This is a genomic window from Micromonospora sp. WMMD734 (assembly GCF_049178975.1).
GTDB lineage: Bacteria > Actinomycetota > Actinomycetes > Mycobacteriales > Micromonosporaceae > Micromonospora > Micromonospora wenchangensis.
On record NZ_JBMHMK010000001.1, the window covers coordinates 535,213 to 554,574 of the forward strand.

The following is a 19,362-nucleotide window of genomic DNA, read 5'->3' on the forward strand; positions in this document are numbered from 1 at the left end:
GTTGCCGTCGGGCGGTACGATTCCCGGCGCGCGGTCGCCGATGCCCGCCACTGTCCGACGTACTCCCGGCGCGGCCCGCGTCCCGCCGGCCACGCGCCCACCCCGCGCGTCGTCGGACCCTGTTCCTCAGCCCGCAAGGGGTCGGCCCGCAGGTCGACCCGGAGGAGAGACTAGCCTGATGGGCGTGAACCGCCGCGCGAAGATCGTCTGCACTCTTGGCCCCGCCACCTCGTCCCCGGAGCGGCTCCGGGGCCTCATCGAGGCGGGCATGAACGTGGCCAGGCTGAACTTCAGCCACGGTAGTCACGCCGACCACGAGTCGGTGTACCGGATGGTCCGCGAAGCAGCCGAGGCGGTCGGCGTGCCGGTCGCCATCCTGGCCGACCTCCAGGGCCCGAAGATCCGGCTCGGCAAGTTCGCCGACGGGCCGCACGAGTGGCGTACCGGCGACTCGGTGGTGATCACCAGTGACGACATCCTCGGCACCAAGGAGCGGGTCTCCTGCACCTACCGCAAGCTGCCCCAGGAGGTGAAGCAGGGCGACCGGCTGCTGATCGACGACGGCCGGGTCGCCGTCGAGGTCAGCGACGTCACCGGCAACGACATCAGGTGCCTGGTCACCGAGGGTGGCCCGGTCTCCAACAACAAGGGCGTCTCGCTGCCGAACGTGGCCGTCAGCGTCCCGGCGATGTCGGACAAGGACGCCGAGGACCTGCGCTTCGCCCTCGGCCTGGGTGTCGACCTGATCGCCCTCTCCTTCGTCCGTACGGCGGAGGACATCAAGCTCGTCCACTCGATCATGGACGAGGAGGGTGTACGCCGTCCGGTGCTGGCCAAGGTCGAGAAGCCGGAGGCGGTCGACCACCTGGAGGCGATCGTGCTCGCCTTCGACGGCGTCATGGTGGCCCGGGGCGACCTCGGTGTCGAGATGCCGCTGGACCAGGTGCCGCTGGTGCAGAAGCGGGCCGTGCAGCTGTGCCGGGAGAACGCCAAGCCGGTCATCGTGGCCACCCAGATGCTCGACTCCATGATCGAGAACTCCCGGCCGACCCGCGCCGAGGCCTCGGACGTGGCCAACGCGGTGCTCGACGGCGCGGACGCGGTGATGCTCTCCGGCGAGACCAGCGTCGGCAAGTACCCGGTGCTCACCGTCAGCACCATGGCGAAGATCATCACCACCACCGAGGCCGGCTCGATCGGGGTGCCCCGGCTCCAGCACGACCCGCGTACCCACGGCGGCGCGCTGACCGTGGCCGCGTCCTCGATCGCCCGCGCCATCGGGGCGAAGGCCCTGGTCGCCTTCTCGCAGACCGGTGACACCGTCAAGCGGCTCAGCCGGCTGCACTGCGACCTGCCGCTGCTGGCGTTCACCCCGGTCCCCGAGGTGCGCAGCCAGCTCGCGCTGTGCTGGGGTGTGGAGACCTTCCTGATGCCGTTCGTGCAGCACACCGACGACATGTTCCGCCAGGTCGACCAGGCGTTGCTCGGCCTCAACCAGGCAACCCCCGGCGACTACGTGGTGATCGTCGCGGGCAGCCCGCCCGGCACCCCCGGCTCCACCAACACGCTGCGCGTGCACCAGCTCGGCTCCCTGGTCGACGCCGCCTCCGCCCGGGCGCTCCAGTGAGCACAGGGAGATTTCGGTGAACGGGCGTCCGGCGGCGACCGGCCAGGCCGCGGTCGACCAGCTCCTCGAGGTCCTCGACCTCGACCACACCGGCGCGACGACCTTCCGTGGGGTCAGCCCCGCGGTCGGCCCGCAGCGGGTGTTCGGGGGGCAGGTCGCCGGTCAGGCACTGGTCGCCGCCGGGCGCACCGTCGACCCGGAGCGGTTCGTGCACTCCCTGCACGGCTACTTCGTCCGGCCCGGCGATCCGGCCGAGCCGATCGACTACCAGGTGGAGAACGTCCGGGACGGGCGCTCCTTCTCGGTCCGCCGCTCGGTGGCGTTGCAGCACGACAAGCCGATCTTCTTCATGTCGGCGTCGTTCCAGCGGCAGGAACAGGCCCTGGAGCACCAGGCGCCCACCCCGCCCGACGTGCCCGGCCCGGACGACGTCCCGACGATGTCCGACCGACTGGCCCGCTATCCGGAGCGGCTCGGCATCTGGGGGCAGATCCCCCGCCCGATCGACGTCCGCTACGTCGGCGAGCCCGGCTGGGTACGCCCCGGCGACCGGCCCGCCGACCCGTACCAGCGGGTCTGGATGCGCATCGACGGCAAGCTGCCCGACGATCCGCTGCTGCACGCCTGCGCCCTGACGTACGCCTCCGATCTGACCCTGCTGGATTCGGTGCTGTCGGTGCACGGCGAGGTCTGGGGGCCGGGCGGCCTGGTCGGGGCGAGCCTGGACCACGCGCTGTGGTTCCACAGGTCGTTCCGGGCCGACGAGTGGTTCCTCTACGACTGCTGGAGCCCGTCGGCGTCGGGCGCGCGGGGCCTGGCCACCGGCCGGATGTTCACCCTCGACGGCCGGCACATCGCCAGTGCCGTGCAGGAGGGTCTGCTGCGCCGCGTCGGCGACTGAACGCCCCCCGCCGCCGGGTGCGCGGCGGGGGCGGGCCGGCCTCAGAAGCTGCTGACCACCTTGACCAACGCCTCGTCGATGGTGGCCGGGTTCTTGGCGTCGAACGCCTTGCCCGCCGACGCCTTGGCGATCTGGTCCAGCGCGGCCAGGTCGGAATCCTGGTCGAAGGCCACGCAGAACACCTTGACCGGCTTGTTCGGGTCCAGCGCGATGTCCCGCAGCAGCCGGTCGAGGTCGCTGTCCTTCTGGTACTCGTTCTTGCCGTCGGTGAGCACCACCACCGCGTTGATCCGGTTCGGGTCGTACCTGTCGAGCAGGCTGCGGTGCGCCGCGCGGACGGTGGCGTACAGGGCGGTGTTGCCGCCGATGCGCAGCCCGGCGAGCTTCCGGTTGAACGCGTCCCGGTTCAGCGGCGCGAGCCGCACCTCCTCGCTGTACGGCCGCTTCGGCCGCTGCGGGGTCTCGCTGGAGAACGACCAGAGCGCCACCTGGTCGGCGGCGTTGAGCAGCCCGATCGCCTTGCTGGCGGCGTCGGTGGCCACCTGGAACCGGGTCCGGTCGCCGACGCCTGCCTGCATCGAGCCGGAGGTGTCCACGGCGAGCAGGATGTTGGCCTTCTTGCGCAGGGTGTCCCAGCTGCCGAGAATCGCGCCGACCACCTCCGGGGTGGGCGGGTCGAAGTAGGTGAGCCGGTCGCCGCCCGGCCCGGCCACCGTGGCCAGCAGCGTCTCGGCGGGCCGGCGCTCGTCGTCCCGGAAACCCAGGGCGGCGAAGCTGCGCTGCTGCGGGCCGTCCTGGAGGAAGGTGAGGAAATCCTCGGCGGCCTCGCGTTGCGCCGGGTCGGCCGACGGCAGCACCACGTACGGGTGGTCGAGGTTGAAGGTGCCCTCCTTGGGGTGCACCGCCACCAGCGGGACCCGGGGCTTGCTGCCGGTGGGGCTGAGCTGCCCCTGGTTGTAGAGGTAGACCAGCTCCTCCTGCAGGACGATCGCGCTCATGTCGCTCGCCGGGGCGTCCCCGGTGGTGGCGGCGTCGGCCTCGGCGAGGTTGCGCAGCAGGTCCACCGAGTCGTCGCTGTAGTGCGAGACGTTGGCCTCGATCCGCCTGACGAACTGGGTCACCGCCGGCTGGGCGAGGTCCTCACTGGTCAGGTCGCTGGCCCGGTTGACCGCCGCGTAGTAGGTGGCGATGGTGGCGGCCAGACCGGAGGTGGACAGGTGCGGGTTGTCCTTGCCGAAGGTGAACCGGCCCCACTCGGGCTTGCCGAACGCCGCCCAGCCGGTGTCGCCGGAGAGACCGAGCACGTCGGCCCAGCCGAGCGGCCCACGCTGCTGCACCAGCTCGCCCCGGTCCCTGGGCATGGCGATGACCAGGGGGCTGTTGGCGATCGACGGGTACTGCCCGGGGGTCTGCGCGGCCCGGCCCGCCGCCTTGTCGAGCAGGCGCAGCTGCCCGGTCCACAGTGACGAGGTGGGCAGCCACACCTGCGGCTCGGCGACCTTCGGCTGGGCGAGCGCCCACCCGCCGGCCAGCGCCTCCATCGCCTCGCCCGAGTTGAGGCCGTGCACGGTCACCTGCGCGCACCGCCCGCCGAAGCGCCGGTCGGCGGCGTTGTACCGCCCGGCGAGCTGGGCGACCAGTTCGCTCTTCTCGGTGGAGGAGCTGACCTCCAGCGGTACGCAGTCCGCCCGGTCCGTGCCGGTCGTCGGCCGGACGTACAGGTACGCCCCGGCGATCACCGCGAGCCCCGCGACGACGGCCACCGCGTGCGGCAGCCACGGTCGGGCGGGACGCTGACCGGGGGCCATCGGCTCCTCCAGGGGGTTCGTTGGGCGGGTCAGGCGTCGGCGCGGGGTGCCGGCACGGGCGGCGCGCCGGGCTGCGGCACGGGGCCGTCCGGCGGGCCGGCCGGGGTCAGCGCGGCGGCGACGAGCAGACGGACACCGTAGACCACGACGAGGGCGAGCAGACCGACGGCGACGGCGGTGCCCACGTCGGTGCTGGCGACGTACCCGGTGGCGAAGCCGACCGCGCCGAGGAGGACCGCGAGGGACATCCCCCACGGGTCGGTCCACTGCCGACGCAGCCGCCGGCCGAAGCCGTCCCGGGTCACCGTGGCCGGCCGGTCCGTGGTGGCGGGCGGGGCGGGGGTCGACCAGGCCGTCGCCGCAGGCGCGGTCGGCGGCTGCGGGGCGGGGTGGGCCGTCGACGTGGCGGGCCACGGCGTCGCCGGCTGGTCGCCGGTCGCCTGCGGGGCCGGGTGGCTGGTCGAGGTGTCCGGCCGGGCGGGCGTCATTCCGGTGGTCGGCCAGGGGTCGACCGCCGCCGCCGTCGTCGGCCACGGGTCGGCCGCCGCGACGGCCGGTGCGGCCGGCGGGGTGGTGGTCACGGTACGCGGGACGTGCCGGGTGGCCGCGGCGTCGGTGCCGGCCCGCAGCACGGTCTGCAACGGCACCTCGCCGCTGGGGTGGGCGTCGCGCCCGAGCAGCCGCAGCAGCACCTCCTGGGCGGTCGGCCGGACCCGGTGGTCCTTGTCCAGGCACTGCCCGATCAGGGTGGCCAGCGGGCCGGTGAGCCCGGTCAGGTCCGGCGGGTCGTGCAGCACCCGGTGCATCACCGCGACGACCGGGCCGGTGCCGAACGGCGGCTGCCCGCCCGCCGCGAAGGCGATCGTCCCGGCCCAGGCGAACACGTCGCTGGCCGGCCCGACCTCGTCGTCGCGGAACCGTTCCGGGGCCATGTAGGTGGCGGTGCCCATGATCCGGCTGGTCATCGTCTCGGTGACGTCGAGCGCCCGGGCGATCCCGAAGTCGATCACCCGGGGGCCGTCCGCCGCCAGGATCACGTTGTCCGGCTTGAGGTCGCAGTGCACCACGTCGGACTGGTGGATCGCGGCGAGCGCGGTGGCGGTGCCCACGGCCAGCCGGTGCAGCGCGTTGCCGGCGACCGGCCCCTGCTCGCGGACGTGCCGTTGCAGGGTGACGCCCTCGATGAACTCGCTGACCACGTAGGGCAGCTCACCGTCGACGTCGGCGAAGAGGATCTGGGCGGTGCAGAACGGGGCGACCCGACGGGCGGCGGCGATCTCCTTGACGAACTGGGCCTTCGCCCGGGGGTGCTGGTGCAGGTCGACGTTGATGACCTTGACCGCGACCCACCGACCCTGCTCGTCGCGGCCCAGGTAGACCACACCCTGACCGCCCGCGCCGAGCCGACCGATCAGCTCGTACGGCCCGGCCTGGCGCGGGTCGCGCGGGTTCAGCGGCGTCACGTCCGGCATCGCTGTCGCTGCCCCTATCGGCCTGTGCTCCGGTGCGCTGATGTCCGCCACCGGCGACCCTGCCGGCGACACGGGTATGGTGCCATGCCCACGCCACCGGGACACCCCACCCCTGGCCGTTCGGTGGAGGGCGGCGGTCCGGCCGGCGGGGCCGGCGACTAACCTTGCGGCCATGCGCCTCTCCGCCCGGGTCGACTACGCACTGCGTGCGGCGGCCGAACTCGCGTCGGTCGCCGACGGCGCGGACTCCGGCCGGTCCCGTCCGGTCACCGCCGAGCAGATCGCCAGGTCGCAGGACATTCCGCCGAAGTTCCTGGAGAGCATTCTGCTTCAGTTGCGTCGGGGTGGCATCGTGCACGCCCAGCGGGGCCCGGAGGGCGGCTACTGGCTGGCCCGGCCGGCGGCCGAGATCTCCCTCGCCGAGGTGATCCGGGTGATCGACGGGCCGCTGGCCCACGTCCGGGGGCAGCGGCCCGAGCAGCTCGGCTACCACGGTGCGGCCCGCGCGTTGCAGGAGGTCTGGATCGCGCTGCGGGCCAGCGAGCGGGCGATCCTGGAGCAGGTCACCATCGCCGACGTGGCGACCGGGGTGCTGCCGGGCCGGATCAGCGAGCTGGCCGCCGACCCCCGCGCCTGGAGCTGACCCGCCGCACCGGCCGGGCCGACCCGCCGCACCCGGCCTGACCTGGCGCGCGGGGTTCCACCAGGCGTGCCCTGCCGCGCCGACGCGTCCCATTCACCGATCTGGGGGTTGACCGGGGAGCGTCCCGTGCCGCATTCTCGACCAAGTCGATAGGAGATGCCGAAAAGTTCGGAGGGCTCGTGCGCAAGCTTCTGATCCTCGCTCTGGTCGGGTTGGCCGCACAGCTCGTCGACGGCGCGCTCGGCATGGCCTACGGGCTGACCTCGTCGACCCTGCTGCTCTTCGTCGGGGTGGCCCCGGCCGCCGCATCGGCGTCGGTGCACCTCGCCGAGATCGGCACCACGCTCGCCGCCGGCGTCGCCCACTGGCGGTTCGGCAACGTCGACTGGCGGGTGGTGGCCCGGATCGCCCTGCCCGGCGCGGTCGGCGCGTTCGTCGGCGCCACCTTCCTCAGCTCCATCTCCACCGAGAGCGCCGCCCCGTGGATGGCCGGCATCCTGTTCACCCTCGGCGCGTACCTGCTGGTGCGGTTCTCCCGGCCGTTGCGGCAGCGCACCGGCGCGGGTCGGCTACGCGGTCGGTTCCTCGGCCCGCTGGGCCTGGTCGCCGGGTTCGTCGACGCCACCGGTGGCGGGGGATGGGGGCCGGTGGCCACGCCGGCGCTGCTGGTCTCCGGCCGGATGGAACCCCGCAAGGTGATCGGCTCGGTGGACACCGCCGAGTTCGTGGTGGCCGGGGCGGCCAGCATCGGCTTCCTGATCGGCCTGGGCAGCGAGGGCTTCCTGCTGCCGACCGTGGCGGCGCTGCTGATCGGTGGCCTGATCGCCGCGCCGGTGGCCGCCTGGCTGGTGCGGATCGTCCCCGCCCAACTGCTGGGCGCCACCATCGGCGGGGTGATCGTGCTGACCAACGCCCGCATCCTGCTCAACGCCGGTGACGCCGGCTCGACCGTCCGCCCGGCGGTCTACGTGCTGCTCGCCGTAGGCTGGGTGGTCGCCCTGACGTTCGCCGTCCGGGCGTTGCGCCGCACCCGCCGCGCCCGCGCCATCGTCGACGCCGCCACCGCCGACGCCACCGGCACCGAAACCGCCGATGTCACCGCCGCTGCCAGCGACGCCGCGACGCCGTCGCCTGACGTCCCGGCTCCGGCCGTCCCGGCCGGGGTCGTCGCCGGGTCCGCGCCGGCCGGGGCCGACGACCGGCTGGCCGCCGTCGAACGCTGACCCCGGCCGGGGTACGCCGCCCCCGGCACGGTGACCGTCGCGCACCACCGGTTCTCCGGTTACGGGGCGGCGACGGTCACCCCGGGAACGCGTCGCCCGGCGCGGGTCCGCCCGGCGCGGGTTCGATCGGTGCGGGTCCGCCCGGGGCGGGTCGGGTCGGGGCCGGGGCGCCGGCGAGGAGGTCCGTCGCCGCCGCCGACAGCAGCGCCCAGGCCCGGTCCACGTGTTCCGGCCCGGTCAGTGGCGAGCCGACGGCCAGCCGCAGGGTGTACCGGCCGTTGACCCGGGTGTGGGTCAGGTACACCTGTCCGCTGTCGTTGACCCGGGCCAGCAGCGCCGCGCTGGCCTCGTCCCCGGCCCGCAACCGGAACGTGACCAGGGAGAACGGGTGCGGGGCGGTGAGGGCGAACCGGTCGTCGGCGCGTACCCGGTCGGCGAACCGGCCGGCCAGGGAGATCCCTGCGCGCAGGTGCGCGCGCAGCCCTTCGACGCCGTACCAGCGCAGGACGAACCAGAGTTTCAGCGCCCGGAACCGGCGGCCCAGCGGGACCTGCCAGTCCCGGTAGTCGATCACCGCACCGGATTCGCTGGCGGCGTTGCGCAGGAACTCCGGCATGACGGTCAGCGCCTCGATCAGCTCACCCCGGTCGGCCACCCAGAAGGCGTCGCAGTCGAAGCCGGTGAGCAGCCACTTGTGCGGGTCGAAGCAGTACGAGTCGGCGTGCTCCACCCCGGCCTGCGTCCAGCGCAACTCGGGGCAGACCGCCGCCGCCCCGGCGTAGGCGGCGTCGACGTGCAGCCACACGCCGTACCGGGCGCAGATCGCACCGATCTCCGGCAGCGGGTCGACGGCGGTGGTGGAGGTGGTCCCGATGGTCGCCACCACGATGGCCGGCACCACGCCTTCGGCCAGGTCCGCCTCGATCGCCGCGCGCAGCGCCGACGGGCGCATCGCCTGGGTCGTCGGGTCCACCGCGACGGTCCGGACGCCCGCCTCGCCGAGGCCGGCGATGCGGGCCGCCTTCTCGATCGAGGAGTGCCCGTGCACCGAGGTGTACGCCCGGTAGCGGCGGTCGACGCCGGCCTCCCGCCAGCGGCCGCCGCTGGCCCGGTGCAGCGCGACCAGGGTGGCGACCAGGGTCGCCGAGGAGGCGGAGTCCTGGATGACGCCGCCGCCGGTGCCGGTGGATCGCCAGCGCGCCGGCAGGTCCATCAGGTCGGCCAGCCAGTCCAGCACGACCGTCTCCAGTTCGGTGCCGGCCGGGTTGGTGGCCCAGAGCATGCCCTGACTGCCGAGGCCCGAGCTGACCAGGTCGGCCAGTACGCTGGGACCGCTGGTGTTGGCCGGGAAGTAGCCGAAGAAGCCGGGGTGCTGCCAGTGGGTGACCCGGGGCGCGATGATCGCGTCGAGGTCGGCCAGCATCGCCGCGACCGGCTCGCCGTGCGCGGGCGGCCCGGTCGGCAGGGCGGCGGTGACCGTGCCGGGCGGGTCCGGTGGGGTGACCGGGCGGCGGTCCAGCGTCCGCCAGTAGTCGGCGACCCAGTCGACCACCGCGTACCCGGCGCGGCGGAACTCCTCGGGGTCCATGTGCTCAGCCATCCGCCGAGTCGATCAGGTGGGCCGCCCGGGAGCAAGAGTGGGTAGCGCTTGTGCGGGCGGAAAGCGTTGTCCTACGATCCGACTGCGCGGAGCCGAACTATGGATGTCGATGCAAAGGCGTCCGTCACCACCGTCAGCGCGGCGTCATCCCGCCGGTCCGGGCAGGCCGGCGTCGCCACCGTGCGCTGACCTCCGCGAAAGGCGTTTCCGTGCACCTGAGCCCCACCCGTCGTCGCGCCGCGCTGCTCGCCGCCGCCGCGGCCACCACCCTCGCCGCCGGCACCCTCACCGCCGTGACGGCCTCGGCCGCCGCCGCCGGTTGCCGGGTCGACTACAAGATCAGTAGCCAGTGGGGCGGCGGCTTCGGCGCCGACGTCCTCGTCACCAACCTCGGCGACCCGATCAACGGCTGGACCCTGACCTGGTCCTACACCGCCGGCCAGCAGGTCACCCAGGCGTGGAACGCCACGGTCACCCAGTCCGGGGCGCAGGTCAGCGCCAAGGACGCCGGTTACAACGCGGCGCTGGGCACCAACGGCACCGCGAACTTCGGCTTCAACGCGTCGTGGAACAACGCCAGCAACCCGCCGCCGGCGAGCTTCGCCCTCAACGGCACGACCTGCACCGGCGGCACCGCGCCGACCACCGCGCCCCCGACGACACCGCCACCGACCACGCCCCCACCCACCACGCCGCCGCCGACCACCCCGCCCCCGACGACACCGCCGCCGACCACGCCCCCGCCGACCGACCCGCCCGCCGGGGCCAAGCAGATGGAGGATCTCGACCGGGGGTTGATCAGCGTCCGCTCCGGCAACGGGAACCTGGTCTCCTGGCGGCTGCTGGGCACCGAGACCTCCGGGGTGTCGTTCAACCTCTACCGGGGCTCCACCAGGGTCAACGCGTCACCGATCACCGGCGCCACCAACTACCTCGACAGCGGGGCGGCGGCCGGCTCGGCGTACACGGTGCGGGCGGTGGTGGGCGGTGCCGAGCAGGCGGCGTCCGGGCCCGCCCTCCAGTTCGCCAACGGCTACCTGGACGTGCCGATCCAGCCGCCGGCCGGCGGCACCACCCCGAGCGGGGAGGCGTACAGCTACTCGGCCAACGACGCCAGCGTCGGTGACCTCGACGGCGACGGCGACTACGAGATCGTGCTCAAGTGGGACCCGTCCAACGCCAAGGACAACAGCCAGTCCGGCTACACCGGCAACGTCTACGTCGACGCGTACACCCTCACCGGCAGCCGGTTGTGGCGCATCGACCTGGGCCGCAACATCCGCGCCGGTGCCCACTACACCCAGTTCCAGGTGTACGACTACGACGGCGACGGCCGGGCCGAGGTGGCCATGAAGACCGCCGACGGCACCCGCTCCGGCACCGGTCAGCTGATCGGCTCGTCGTCGGCCGACTACCGCAACTCCAGCGGCTATGTGCTGTCCGGCCCCGAGTACCTGACCATGTTCAACGGGCAGACCGGCGCGATCGCCTCCACCGTCAACTACGACCCGCCGCGCGGCACCGTCTCCTCCTGGGGTGACTCGTACGGCAACCGGGTCGACAGGTTCCTCGCCGGTACCGCCTACCTGGACGGGCAGCGGCCGTCGCTGATCATGGCGCGCGGCTACTACACCCGGGCGGTCATCGCCGCCTGGGACTTCCGCAACGGCGCGCTGACCAAGCGGTGGACGTTCGACTCCAACGCCTCGGGCAACTCTGCCGCCGCCGGCCAGGGCAACCACCAGCTCTCCGTGGCCGACGTGGACGCCGACGGCCGCCAGGAGATCGTGTACGGCGCGGCCACCATCGACGACAACGGCCGGCTGCTCTACTCGACCGGCAACGGTCACGGCGACGCCCTGCACGTCGGCGACCTGGACCCGGGCCGGGCCGGCCTGGAGATCTTCAAGGTCGACGAGGACGCCAGCAAGCCCAGCTCCTGGTTCGCCGACGCGCGCACCGGTCAGATCCTCTGGTCCACCGGGGCCAACGGCGACAACGGCCGGGGCGTCTCGGCCGACATCTGGGCCGGCAGCCCGGGGGCCGAGTCGTGGTCGTCGGCGGTCGACGGGCTGGCCAACACCCGGGGGCAGAACATCGGGCGCAAGCCGTCGTCGGCGAACTTCCTCGCCTGGTGGGACGGTGACCCGGTGCGTGAGCTGCTCGACGCCACCAAGATCGACAAGTACGGCACCGGCGGCGAGACCCGGCTGCTCACCGGCAGCGACGTGGCCTCCAACAACGGCACCAAGTCGACCCCGGCGCTGTCCGGTGACATCCTCGGCGACTGGCGCGAGGAGGTGATCTGGCGCACCAGCGACAGCCGGGCGCTGCGGATCTACAGCACGCCCACGCCGACCAGCACCCGGATCTACACGCTGATGCACGACGCCCAGTACCGCGCGGCGATCGCCTGGCAGAACACCGCCTACAACCAGCCGCCGCACCCGGGCTTCTTCATCGGTGACGGCATGTCCACCCCGCCCACGCCCAACATCTACCTGCGCTGACGGTGCGGGCCCGGCGGTTCACCGGGCCCCACAAAAGCAGGCACCGGGTCGCCAGCCGCGGAATCCGCTCAGCTGGCGACCCGGTGCACCACACCGCAGCACCCCCGACCCGTCCCGACCGGGAGTGCCGTACCACCACCGGTAATAAAGTTAGGGGTCGTCCGCAACGGTGGGGTGACGTGGCTATGAAGAGCGTGTTTCAGACGCTCCGGGACAGCCCGCCGGCCACCTTCCCGGCCACCAGCTCGAACGAGCGCACCCGGTCGGCCACGTCGTACACCATGGTGGTGAGCATCAGCTCGTTCGCTCCGGTGCGGGCCAGCAGCTCGGACAGCTGCCGGCGGACCGTCTCCGGTGAACCCATCGCCTGACCGTCGCGGCGCTGCCGCACGAACTCCCGCTCCAGCTCCGTGTACGGGTACCGGGCGGCGTCGTCGGGGCTGGCCAGCGGCTCCGGCCGGCCCGAGCGCAGCTTGAGGAACGACAGCCCGGCCGGCCCGGACAGCCATTCGGCGCGCTCGTCGGTGTCGGCGCAGACCACGTTCACCGCCACCATCGCGTACGGTTCGGTCAGCCAGCGCGACGGCCGGAAACTCTGCCGGTAGAGCTGGAGCGCGGGCAGGGTGTGCTGGGAGCTGAAGTGGTGCGCGAACGAGAACGGCAACCCCAGCAGCCCGGCGAGCTGGGCGCTGAACCCGCTGGAGCCGAGCAGCCAGACGGCGGGGGACTGGCCCAGCCCCGGGCTGGCGGTGATCGCGCCCGGGTCGTCGCCGCTGAAGTAGTTCATCAGGTCGGCCAGCTCCCGGGGGAAACCCTCCGCCGACAGCCCCTCCATGGTGCGCCGTAGCGCCAGCGCGGTCCGCTGGTCGGTGCCGGGGGCCCGGCCGATGCCCAGGTCGATCCGGCCCGGGTGCAGCGCCTCCAGGGTGCCGAACTGTTCGGCGACCACCAGCGGCGCGTGGTTGGGCAGCATCACCCCGCCCGAGCCCAGCCGGATCGTGGTGGTGTGCGCCGCCAGGTGGGCGAGCAGCACCGCCGGTGCGGAGCTGGCGATCGCCGGCATGTTGTGGTGCTCGGCCACCCAGAACCGGCGGTAGCCCAGTTCCTCGGTCCGGCGGGCCAGCTCGGTGGTGTGCCCGAGGGCCTCGGAGGCGGTGGCCCCGGCGGCAACCGGAGCAAGATCAAGAACAGACAACGGTACGTCGATCACACCTGGGCCCAACCCGCCCCGGCCCGGACTTGTTCCCTGGTCGGGTCCGGGTCCGGGTCAGCCCCGGCCGCGGGCCTGCTCGAAGATCAGGCTGGTCTGGGTGTGCTGCACCGCCGGGTCCACCGCCAACTGGTCCAGGACGAAGTCGCGCAGCGCGTCACCCGACGCCGCCCGGACGTGCAGCACGTAGTCCTCCGCGCCCGCCACGTGGAACACCGACACCACCCCGGGCAGCCGGACCGACCGGGCCCGGAAGGCGTCCACCGCGGCCCGCTCGTGCGCGGTCAGCCGGACCGACACCAGCGCCTGCAACGGCAACCCCACCGCCGCCGGGTCCACCTCGGCGTGGAAGCCCCGGATCGCCCCGCAGTCCCGCAGCGCCCGGGTCCGGGTCAGACAGGTCGACGGGGCCACCCCCACCCGCTCGGCGAGGGCGTTGTTCGGCAGCCGGCCGTCGGCGGCCAGCTCGGTCAGGATCGCGCGGTCGACGTCGTCCAGGGTGGCGAAGGGCCGTACATCGTTCGGTGCGGGGGGCATCCCGGCATCCTCCCGCGAATCTGAGCGTAGGAAAAGCCGCACCGCCAGAATATCGTTCGAAGGTGTTGCCCATCGTCATGCTGATGTTCGAGGCTTCCGGCATGACGGCGGCTACGGCACCCCCTACCCCCAGCGTCGGGACGACCCTCGACGACACGTCCGTGGACACCCGGGCCGTGCACGCCGGCCGGGAGGACCTCGCGGCCCTCGGGGTGCACGTACCGCCGATCGACCTGTCCACCACCAACCCGCTGCCGTCGGTCGAGGCCGGCGGCGCGGCCTACGAACTGCTGGCCACCGGCGGCACCCTCCCGCCCGGCGACAGCGCCGTCTACCAGCGGCTGTGGAATCCCACCGTGGCCCGTTTCGAGGCCGCGCTGGCCACCCTCGAAGGCACCCCGGCGGCGGTCGCCTTCGCCAGCGGCATGGCCGCGCTCACCGCGGCCCTGCTCGCGGCCACCCGGGACGGTCGCCGGCACGTCGTCGCCGTACGTCCCCTCTACGGGGGAACCGACCACGTGCTCGCCACCGGCCTGCTCGGCACCGAGGTCAGTTGGGCCCGTCCCGACGAGGTCGCCGCCGCCGTACGGGCCGACACCGGACTGGTCGTCGTGGAGACCCCGGCCAACCCCACCCTCGACCTCGTCGACATCGCCGCCCTGGCCGCCGCCGTGGGCGACGTGCCGCTGCTGGTCGACAACACCGTCGCCACCCCCGTGCTCCAACAGCCCGCCCGGCACGGCGCCGCGCTCGTCCTGCACAGCGCCACCAAGAGCATCGGCGGACACGGTGACGTGCTCGCCGGCGTGGTGGCCTGCGACGCCGACTGGGCCGCCCGGTTGCGCCAGGTGCGCGCGGTCACCGGCGCGGTGCTGCACCCGCTCGGCGCGTACCTGCTGCACCGGGGCCTGCAGACGTTGCCGCTGCGGGTCCGCGCGCAGCAGGCCGGTGCGGAGAAGCTGGCCCTGCGGCTCGCCGGGCACCCGGCCGTGGCGCGGGTCCACCACCCCTCGGTGCACGACCCGGCCGGGCTGGTCGGCCGGCAACTCGTCGGCACCGGAAGCCTGCTCGCCTTCGAGGTACGCGGCGGCGCACCCGCCGCCGCCCGGGTCGCCGGGGCCTGCCGGCTGATCACCCACGCGGTGTCCCTGGGCGGGGTGGACACCCTGATCCAGCACCCGGCCTCGCTGACCCACCGGCCGGTGGCCGGGGAGGCGAAACCGGGCGACGGGCTGCTGCGGATCTCGGTCGGCCTGGAGGACCCCGAGGACCTGTGGACCGACCTGGCCCGCGCGCTCGCGGCGGGGTGAGCGTCCGGTGGGGCGGTCGGCCCTGCTGACGGGTCAGTGCTTGGGGCCGACGTGGCCGTCCAGGGTGGCGACCGCCGCCCGCCGCGCCACCGACAGGTACGGTCGGCCCCGCACGGTCACCCGGTTGTCCACCCGGCAGCCGTCGGAGTGGAACAGACCCCGCAGGAAGTCGCCCGGCCGGCGCTGGACGATCTCGCGTTGCCAGTCGGCCAGGCCGATCCGGCGTTCGTGCTTGCGGCCCGGCCCGTGCTGGGGAAACAGGCACGGCCAGTGCCGGCCGTAGCTCTGCACGCGGACGCAGCCCTGCTTGCGCACCCGCTGCACCGTCGTGGCGAGCACGGCCCGCATGGCCAGGTCGCACGCGTCGACCAGCCCCGGCCAGGCGGCGGCACAGTAGATCCGCAGCACCGGCACCCGGGCCGTCGTCACCAGGTGGCCGTCGCCGAGGTACAGGCCGAGGAGATAGGCGTAGGCCACCGGGTCGGCCGGACCGTCGAGCCCGTCCCGGCACCGGAAGCACCGCAGCTCGGTGCCCCGCTGCCGCGCCTCGGGACGGTCGTTGCACCAGTGCCAGACGGTGCGGTAGGGAAGGCCGACGGCACGTGCCGCGTCGGCGACCGAACCGCCGGCGCGGTGCACCTGCCGGGCGCGGGCCCGGATCTCTGGTGGATGCACCGGGGCATCATCGAACAGGTGTGTGACAAGGTGCCGGGAGCGGGACTCGAACCCGCACGCCTGTTAAGGCAAATGCTTTTGAGGCATTCATGTCTGCCGATTCCATCATCCCGGCGTCACCCCGAGGGGCGCGTGGCTCACTGTACCCGACTAGGCTCATACGGGAGCATGGGTGGTAGCCGTGTGGGATCGATGGTGGGGGTAGGGCTGGTGGCCGAGACACAGACGGATGCCGAGCGCAGGCGGGTGTTGATCGCCGAGGACGAGGCGCTCATCCGACTGGACCTGGCCGAGATGCTGGTCGAGGAGGGTTACGAGGTCGTCGGCGAGGCCGGTGACGGCGAGACCGCCGTCCGGTTGGCCGAGGAGCTGAAGCCCGATCTCGTCATCCTCGACATCAAGATGCCGATCATGGACGGCCTGGCCGCCGCCGAGCGGATCGCCGGTGCCCGGATCGCCCCCGTGATCATCCTGACCGCGTTCAGCCAGCGTGACCTGGTGGAACGGGCGCGGGCCGCCGGTGCGATGGCCTACCTGGTCAAGCCGTTCCAGAAGAGCGACCTGGTGCCGGCGGTGGAGATCGCGCTGTCCCGCTACTCCGAGATCGCCGCCCTGGAGTCCGAGGTGGCCGGCCTCACCGACCGGCTGGAGATCCGCAAGACGGTCGAACGCGCCAAGGGCGCGCTGATGACGACGTACGGGATGACCGAGCCGCAGGCGTTCAAGTGGATCCAGCGCACCGCCATGGACCACCGGATGACCATGAAGGAGGTCGCCGAGCGGATCCTCGCCGAGACCGCCGGTGGCGAGATCGCCGAGCAGCCCACCTCCTGACCTGTCGGCGCACCGGTCGCCGATCGGTCCGTCTTTCCTCCCCGCCCGGCGGCCCACCCCGTCCGGTCGGCGAGGCGACCCGCTCCGAACAGGCGGACGAATCCGCCCCGACGGCCGTCCGGTTCCGTCCTGACGTCGACCCGTGCGGCGCGGTCCGTCCCGCGCCGGCGGCGACACCACGCCGTACCGGCCGGCCGTCCGCTCGGCCGGTGGACCCCTGCCCCCGATCACCCGGCTCCCGTCTGCGCAGTGATCGATCGGTTCGCCGGGTCGGGCGGCCCGACCCGCCCCCCACGGCGGGGTTCCGCTGCCTAGCATCGATGCATGTCTGCCCGGCGCGTACTCGTGGTGTGCGCTCTGTTGGTCCTGGTGGTCGCCGGCTGCGACCGGCACGGAAACGACGTGGCCGGGCGGGGTGACGGCCGGTCGACGCCGGTCGAGCCGGCGTGGCGGGAGGCGACCCTGCCGGTGCCGCCCGGTCCGGCCGGCCGGCTGGTGCTGCGCGACGCGGTCTCCTGCGCCGGGGTCTGGTTCCTGGTCGGCGGGGTCGTCGACGCCACCGGTGGCAGCCGCCCGGCGGCCTGGTCCAGCACGGACGGTTCCACCTGGCTGCCGGTGCCGGTCGCGGCCAGCACGTTCTACGGCCGGCAGCACGTGCTCTACGCGGCGGCCTGCGCCGCAGGGCGGGTGGCGGCGCTGGGCGCGAAGAACGGTGGGGTGCACGGCAACCCGCGTACCGGGACCTGGGTCCGCGACGGCGACGGCCCGTTGCGGGAGGTACCGGCGGCGTTCGAGCTGTTCGGCGGCCCCCGCGCGGTCAGCGTGGCCCGGGTGGCGGCCGGTGCGCAGGGCTGGTTGATCGCGGGTGCCCGGGCCGACGGCGCGGCGGTCTGGACGTCGCCGGACGCGGGCGGGTTCACCCTGGCCGAGGGGCTGCCGGAACTGGCCGGCGACGCCCGGGGACGGACGGCGGCGTACGACGCGGTGGCCCTGCCGGTGGGGTGGCTGGTGGTCGGGTCGCTGCTGCCGGCGGGCGGCACGGCGCTGCGGCCGATGGCCTGGACCTCGGTCGACGGGCGTTCCTGGCGGCGGGCGGAACTGCCGGTGCCCGACGGCCGGGGGCGGGCGGAGCGGGTGGTGCCGCGCGACGGCGGGCCGGTGGCGGTGGGGGCGGTTTCGGACGGTTTCGCCGTGTGGCGGGCCGACGACGGGTCGCGGTGGCGGCAGGTCGGCGGGTTCGGGACGGCCGGCGCGGGGGTGCTGTCGGTGGTGGGGCTGGCCGTGGTGGGTGGGGCGCTGGTGGCGGTGACCGGTGACGGCGTCGGTCGCGCGGTGTGGGTGTCGACGGACGGTGGGGTGTCGTGGCGCTCCGTGCGGGTGCCGTTGCCGGTGGCCGACGGCGGCGACACCGCGCTGACGGTGGCCGGCGGCGATGGTCGACTGCTGCTGCTGGCCGATGACGGCAGAGGCTCCCATGCCTGGTGGGGGCGGGTTTGAGTGGCTATAGGCGGGGGCGGTGGCCGGTGCGGGTGCACGCCTTCGAATAAAAAGTGAAACTCTCTCGGAACTGATGGTTCTTACAGCGATCGTTTCGAATCCGCCACGGCGTGTAACGGTTCGATCAACCCCGCTTGCTGGGGCTTACGTCGCAGCTTCCCGGTGGGATAACGTCCCGGCCCAGACCGGCGACGACGGTCTGGTTCGTCCGCCCCCGCAAGGGCCAATAGGCAGCGGGTGGTTCGGACCATGCGACGGAGGAGGGTTCCGGCCTTGAGGCAGAAGCTCGCACGCGTGATCGGTGGAGTCGCCATGCTGGCGCTCGTCGCCGGCGGCACCGCTTGCTCCAGCGGCAGCGACGAGGAGGCGTCCGGTGGGGACGGCTGCGGTAGCAAGATCGCGTTCTTCGGCGCGCTGACCGGCAGCTCGGCGGCGCTGGGCATCAACGAGAAGAACGGCGTCAAGCTCGCCGTCGAGAAGTACAACAAGGAAAACGCCGACTGCAAGGTCGAGCTGGCCGAGCTGGACTCGCAGGGCAGCCCGGACCAGGCGCCCGGTCTGGCCCAGAAGGCCATCGACGACGCCAAGCTCCTGGGCATCGTCGGCCCGGCCTACTCGGGCGAGTCCGAGGCCGCCGGCCCGCTGTTCAACGAGGCCGGGCTGGTCACCATCACCCCCTCCGCCACCCGCCCCAGCCTCGCCCAGCAGAACTGGAAGACCTTCTTCCGGGCGGTCGGCAACGACCTGAGCCAGGGCCCCGCGGCCGGCACCTACATCAAGAACGTGATGAAGGCCGACAAGGTCTACGTCATCGACGACCAGTCCGCCTACGGCGCGGGCCTGGCCGACGAGGTCAAGAAGGTTCTCGGCGGCGCGGTCGTCGGCTCGGACAAGGTCCAGGGCGAGGGCAAGCAGACCGAGTTCTCCGGCGTGGTGACCAAGGTCAAGGCGGCCGGCGTCAAGGCCGTCTTCTTCGGCGGCTACTACCAGGAGGCCGGCCTGATCCGCAAGCAGCTCACCGCTGCCGGCGTCACCGCCCCGCTGGTCGTCGGTGACGGCTCCAACGACCCGGCGTACATCACCACCGCCGGTGCCGCCGCCGCCGAGGGCACCATCATGACCTGCCCGTGCGCACCGGCCGCCGAGGCCCGGGGCACCTTCGTCGAGGAGTTCAAGGCCCTCAACGGCGCCGACCCGGGCACCTACAGCGACACCGCCTACGACGCCGCGAACATCCTGCTCGCCGGCATCAAGGCCAAGAAGACCACCCGGGCCGACCTGCTGGAGTTCGTGAAGAACTACAGCGGCGAGGGTGTCGCGTCGAGCTACAAGTTCGTCGAGGGTGGCGAGCTGGACCCGGCGCAGGTCAAGGTCTGGGCGTTCAAGGTCCAGGGCGGCAAGGTCGTCCCCGACCAGGAGATCCCGAAGGCCTGACCACGGTCGCCGAGAGCGATTGACGACAGATCGCGGGTGCGGCCGGGAGCTCGCTCCCGGCCGCACCACCTGTTTCTCCAC

The 19,362-nt window shown here is 73.2% G+C and carries 15 protein-coding genes and 1 tRNA gene; 9 read left to right on the forward strand and 7 right to left on the reverse strand.

Annotated features, from left to right (window positions below):
• Positions 1–178 precede the first annotated feature (178 nt).
• Entirely contained in the window at positions 179–1,627 is a 1,449-nt protein-coding gene (gene pyk / locus ACN267_RS02435) for a pyruvate kinase (RefSeq protein WP_204959202.1), read from the forward strand.
• Between the two features lie 16 nt (positions 1,628–1,643).
• The gene (locus tag ACN267_RS02440) at positions 1,644–2,528 is read left to right on the forward strand and encodes an acyl-CoA thioesterase (RefSeq protein ID WP_372445988.1); all 885 of its coding nucleotides are present in this window, start codon (positions 1,644–1,646) and stop codon (positions 2,526–2,528) included.
• A gap of 41 nt (positions 2,529–2,569) precedes the next feature.
• Here ACN267_RS02440 and ACN267_RS02445 read toward each other — a convergent pair whose 3' ends face one another.
• Positions 2,570–4,336: an extracellular solute-binding protein gene (locus ACN267_RS02445; protein ID WP_421487817.1), complete on the reverse strand. Its 1,767-nt coding sequence runs from the start codon at positions 4,334–4,336 to the stop codon at positions 2,570–2,572.
• A 29-nt stretch (positions 4,337–4,365) separates the two neighbouring features.
• Positions 4,366–5,808: a serine/threonine protein kinase gene (locus ACN267_RS02450; protein ID WP_281895694.1), complete on the reverse strand. Its 1,443-nt coding sequence runs from the start codon at positions 5,806–5,808 to the stop codon at positions 4,366–4,368.
• Between the two features lie 172 nt (positions 5,809–5,980).
• Between ACN267_RS02450 and ACN267_RS02455 the strand changes: the two genes are divergently transcribed.
• Positions 5,981–6,451, forward strand: a complete 471-nt coding sequence (locus tag ACN267_RS02455; protein WP_204959200.1) for an RrF2 family transcriptional regulator — start codon at positions 5,981–5,983, stop codon at positions 6,449–6,451.
• A 179-nt stretch (positions 6,452–6,630) separates the two neighbouring features.
• The gene (locus ACN267_RS02460) at positions 6,631–7,674 is read left to right on the forward strand and encodes a sulfite exporter TauE/SafE family protein (protein WP_204959199.1); all 1,044 of its coding nucleotides are present in this window, start codon (positions 6,631–6,633) and stop codon (positions 7,672–7,674) included.
• A gap of 76 nt (positions 7,675–7,750) precedes the next feature.
• Here the strand turns inward: ACN267_RS02460 and ACN267_RS02465 are convergent, their stop codons facing one another.
• Positions 7,751–9,274: a pyridoxal-dependent decarboxylase gene (locus ACN267_RS02465; protein ID WP_281895697.1), complete on the reverse strand. Its 1,524-nt coding sequence runs from the start codon at positions 9,272–9,274 to the stop codon at positions 7,751–7,753.
• A 209-nt stretch (positions 9,275–9,483) separates the two neighbouring features.
• On the opposite strand from ACN267_RS02465, the gene ACN267_RS02470 reads away from it, so the two are divergent.
• A complete protein-coding gene (locus ACN267_RS02470; RefSeq protein WP_421487818.1) occupies positions 9,484–11,784 on the forward strand; it encodes a cellulose binding domain-containing protein in 2,301 nt (766 codons plus the stop codon).
• 199 nt (positions 11,785–11,983) lie between these two features.
• Here the strand turns inward: ACN267_RS02470 and ACN267_RS02475 are convergent, their stop codons facing one another.
• Together ACN267_RS02475 and ACN267_RS02480 are read right to left on the reverse strand one after the other, a co-directional pair.
• Positions 11,984–12,994, reverse strand: coding sequence for an LLM class flavin-dependent oxidoreductase (locus tag ACN267_RS02475; protein WP_307821251.1), 1,011 nt, complete (start codon positions 12,992–12,994; stop codon positions 11,984–11,986).
• 57 nt (positions 12,995–13,051) lie between these two features.
• On the reverse strand, positions 13,052–13,531 hold the full coding sequence (locus ACN267_RS02480) for an Lrp/AsnC family transcriptional regulator (RefSeq protein ID WP_088643109.1): 480 nt from the start codon (positions 13,529–13,531) through the stop codon (positions 13,052–13,054).
• Positions 13,532–13,632: 101 nt separating this feature from the next.
• On the opposite strand from ACN267_RS02480, the gene ACN267_RS02485 reads away from it, so the two are divergent.
• Entirely contained in the window at positions 13,633–14,841 is a 1,209-nt protein-coding gene (locus ACN267_RS02485) for a trans-sulfuration enzyme family protein (protein ID WP_421490376.1), read from the forward strand.
• A gap of 33 nt (positions 14,842–14,874) precedes the next feature.
• On the opposite strand, the gene ACN267_RS02490 is transcribed toward ACN267_RS02485, so the two are convergent.
• Both ACN267_RS02490 and ACN267_RS02495 read right to left on the reverse strand, forming a co-directional pair.
• Complete coding sequence (locus ACN267_RS02490; protein WP_421487819.1) at positions 14,875–15,516, reverse strand: transcriptional regulator; 642 nt, start codon at positions 15,514–15,516, stop codon at positions 14,875–14,877.
• A gap of 31 nt (positions 15,517–15,547) precedes the next feature.
• Positions 15,548–15,631: transfer RNA gene (locus ACN267_RS02495), tRNA-Leu, on the reverse strand.
• A 95-nt stretch (positions 15,632–15,726) separates the two neighbouring features.
• Here ACN267_RS02495 and ACN267_RS02500 point away from each other — a divergent pair.
• The 3 genes from ACN267_RS02500 (at position 15,727) to ACN267_RS02510 (ending at position 19,281) form a co-directional block, all read left to right on the forward strand.
• Positions 15,727–16,350: an ANTAR domain-containing response regulator gene (locus tag ACN267_RS02500; protein WP_088643111.1), complete on the forward strand. Its 624-nt coding sequence runs from the start codon at positions 15,727–15,729 to the stop codon at positions 16,348–16,350.
• A 324-nt stretch (positions 16,351–16,674) separates the two neighbouring features.
• Positions 16,675–17,847 (forward strand): hypothetical protein, encoded by a 1,173-nt coding sequence (locus ACN267_RS02505; RefSeq protein ID WP_421487820.1) that lies wholly within the window; start codon positions 16,675–16,677, stop codon positions 17,845–17,847.
• A gap of 273 nt (positions 17,848–18,120) precedes the next feature.
• On the forward strand, positions 18,121–19,281 hold the full coding sequence (locus ACN267_RS02510) for a branched-chain amino acid ABC transporter substrate-binding protein (protein ID WP_421487821.1): 1,161 nt from the start codon (positions 18,121–18,123) through the stop codon (positions 19,279–19,281).
• Positions 19,282–19,362 lie beyond the last annotated feature (81 nt).

Excerpts from the sequence above, each read along its gene's own strand:
- ACN267_RS02465 (WP_281895697.1), bottom strand. The coding sequence starts at position 9,274 with ATGGCTGAGCACATGGACCCCGAGGAGTTCCGCCGCGCCGGGTACGCG.
- ACN267_RS02480 (WP_088643109.1), bottom strand. The coding sequence starts at position 13,531 with ATGCCCCCCGCACCGAACGATGTACGGCCCTTCGCCACCCTGGACGAC.
- ACN267_RS02450 (WP_281895694.1), bottom strand. The coding sequence starts at position 5,808 with ATGCCGGACGTGACGCCGCTGAACCCGCGCGACCCGCGCCAGGCCGGG.
- ACN267_RS02455 (WP_204959200.1), top strand. The coding sequence starts at position 5,981 with ATGCGCCTCTCCGCCCGGGTCGACTACGCACTGCGTGCGGCGGCCGAA.
- ACN267_RS02445 (WP_421487817.1), bottom strand. The coding sequence starts at position 4,336 with ATGGCCCCCGGTCAGCGTCCCGCCCGACCGTGGCTGCCGCACGCGGTG.
- ACN267_RS02485 (WP_421490376.1), top strand. The coding sequence starts at position 13,633 with ATGACGGCGGCTACGGCACCCCCTACCCCCAGCGTCGGGACGACCCTC.
- pyk (WP_204959202.1), top strand. The coding sequence starts at position 179 with ATGGGCGTGAACCGCCGCGCGAAGATCGTCTGCACTCTTGGCCCCGCC.
- ACN267_RS02505 (WP_421487820.1), top strand. The coding sequence starts at position 16,675 with ATGTCTGCCCGGCGCGTACTCGTGGTGTGCGCTCTGTTGGTCCTGGTG.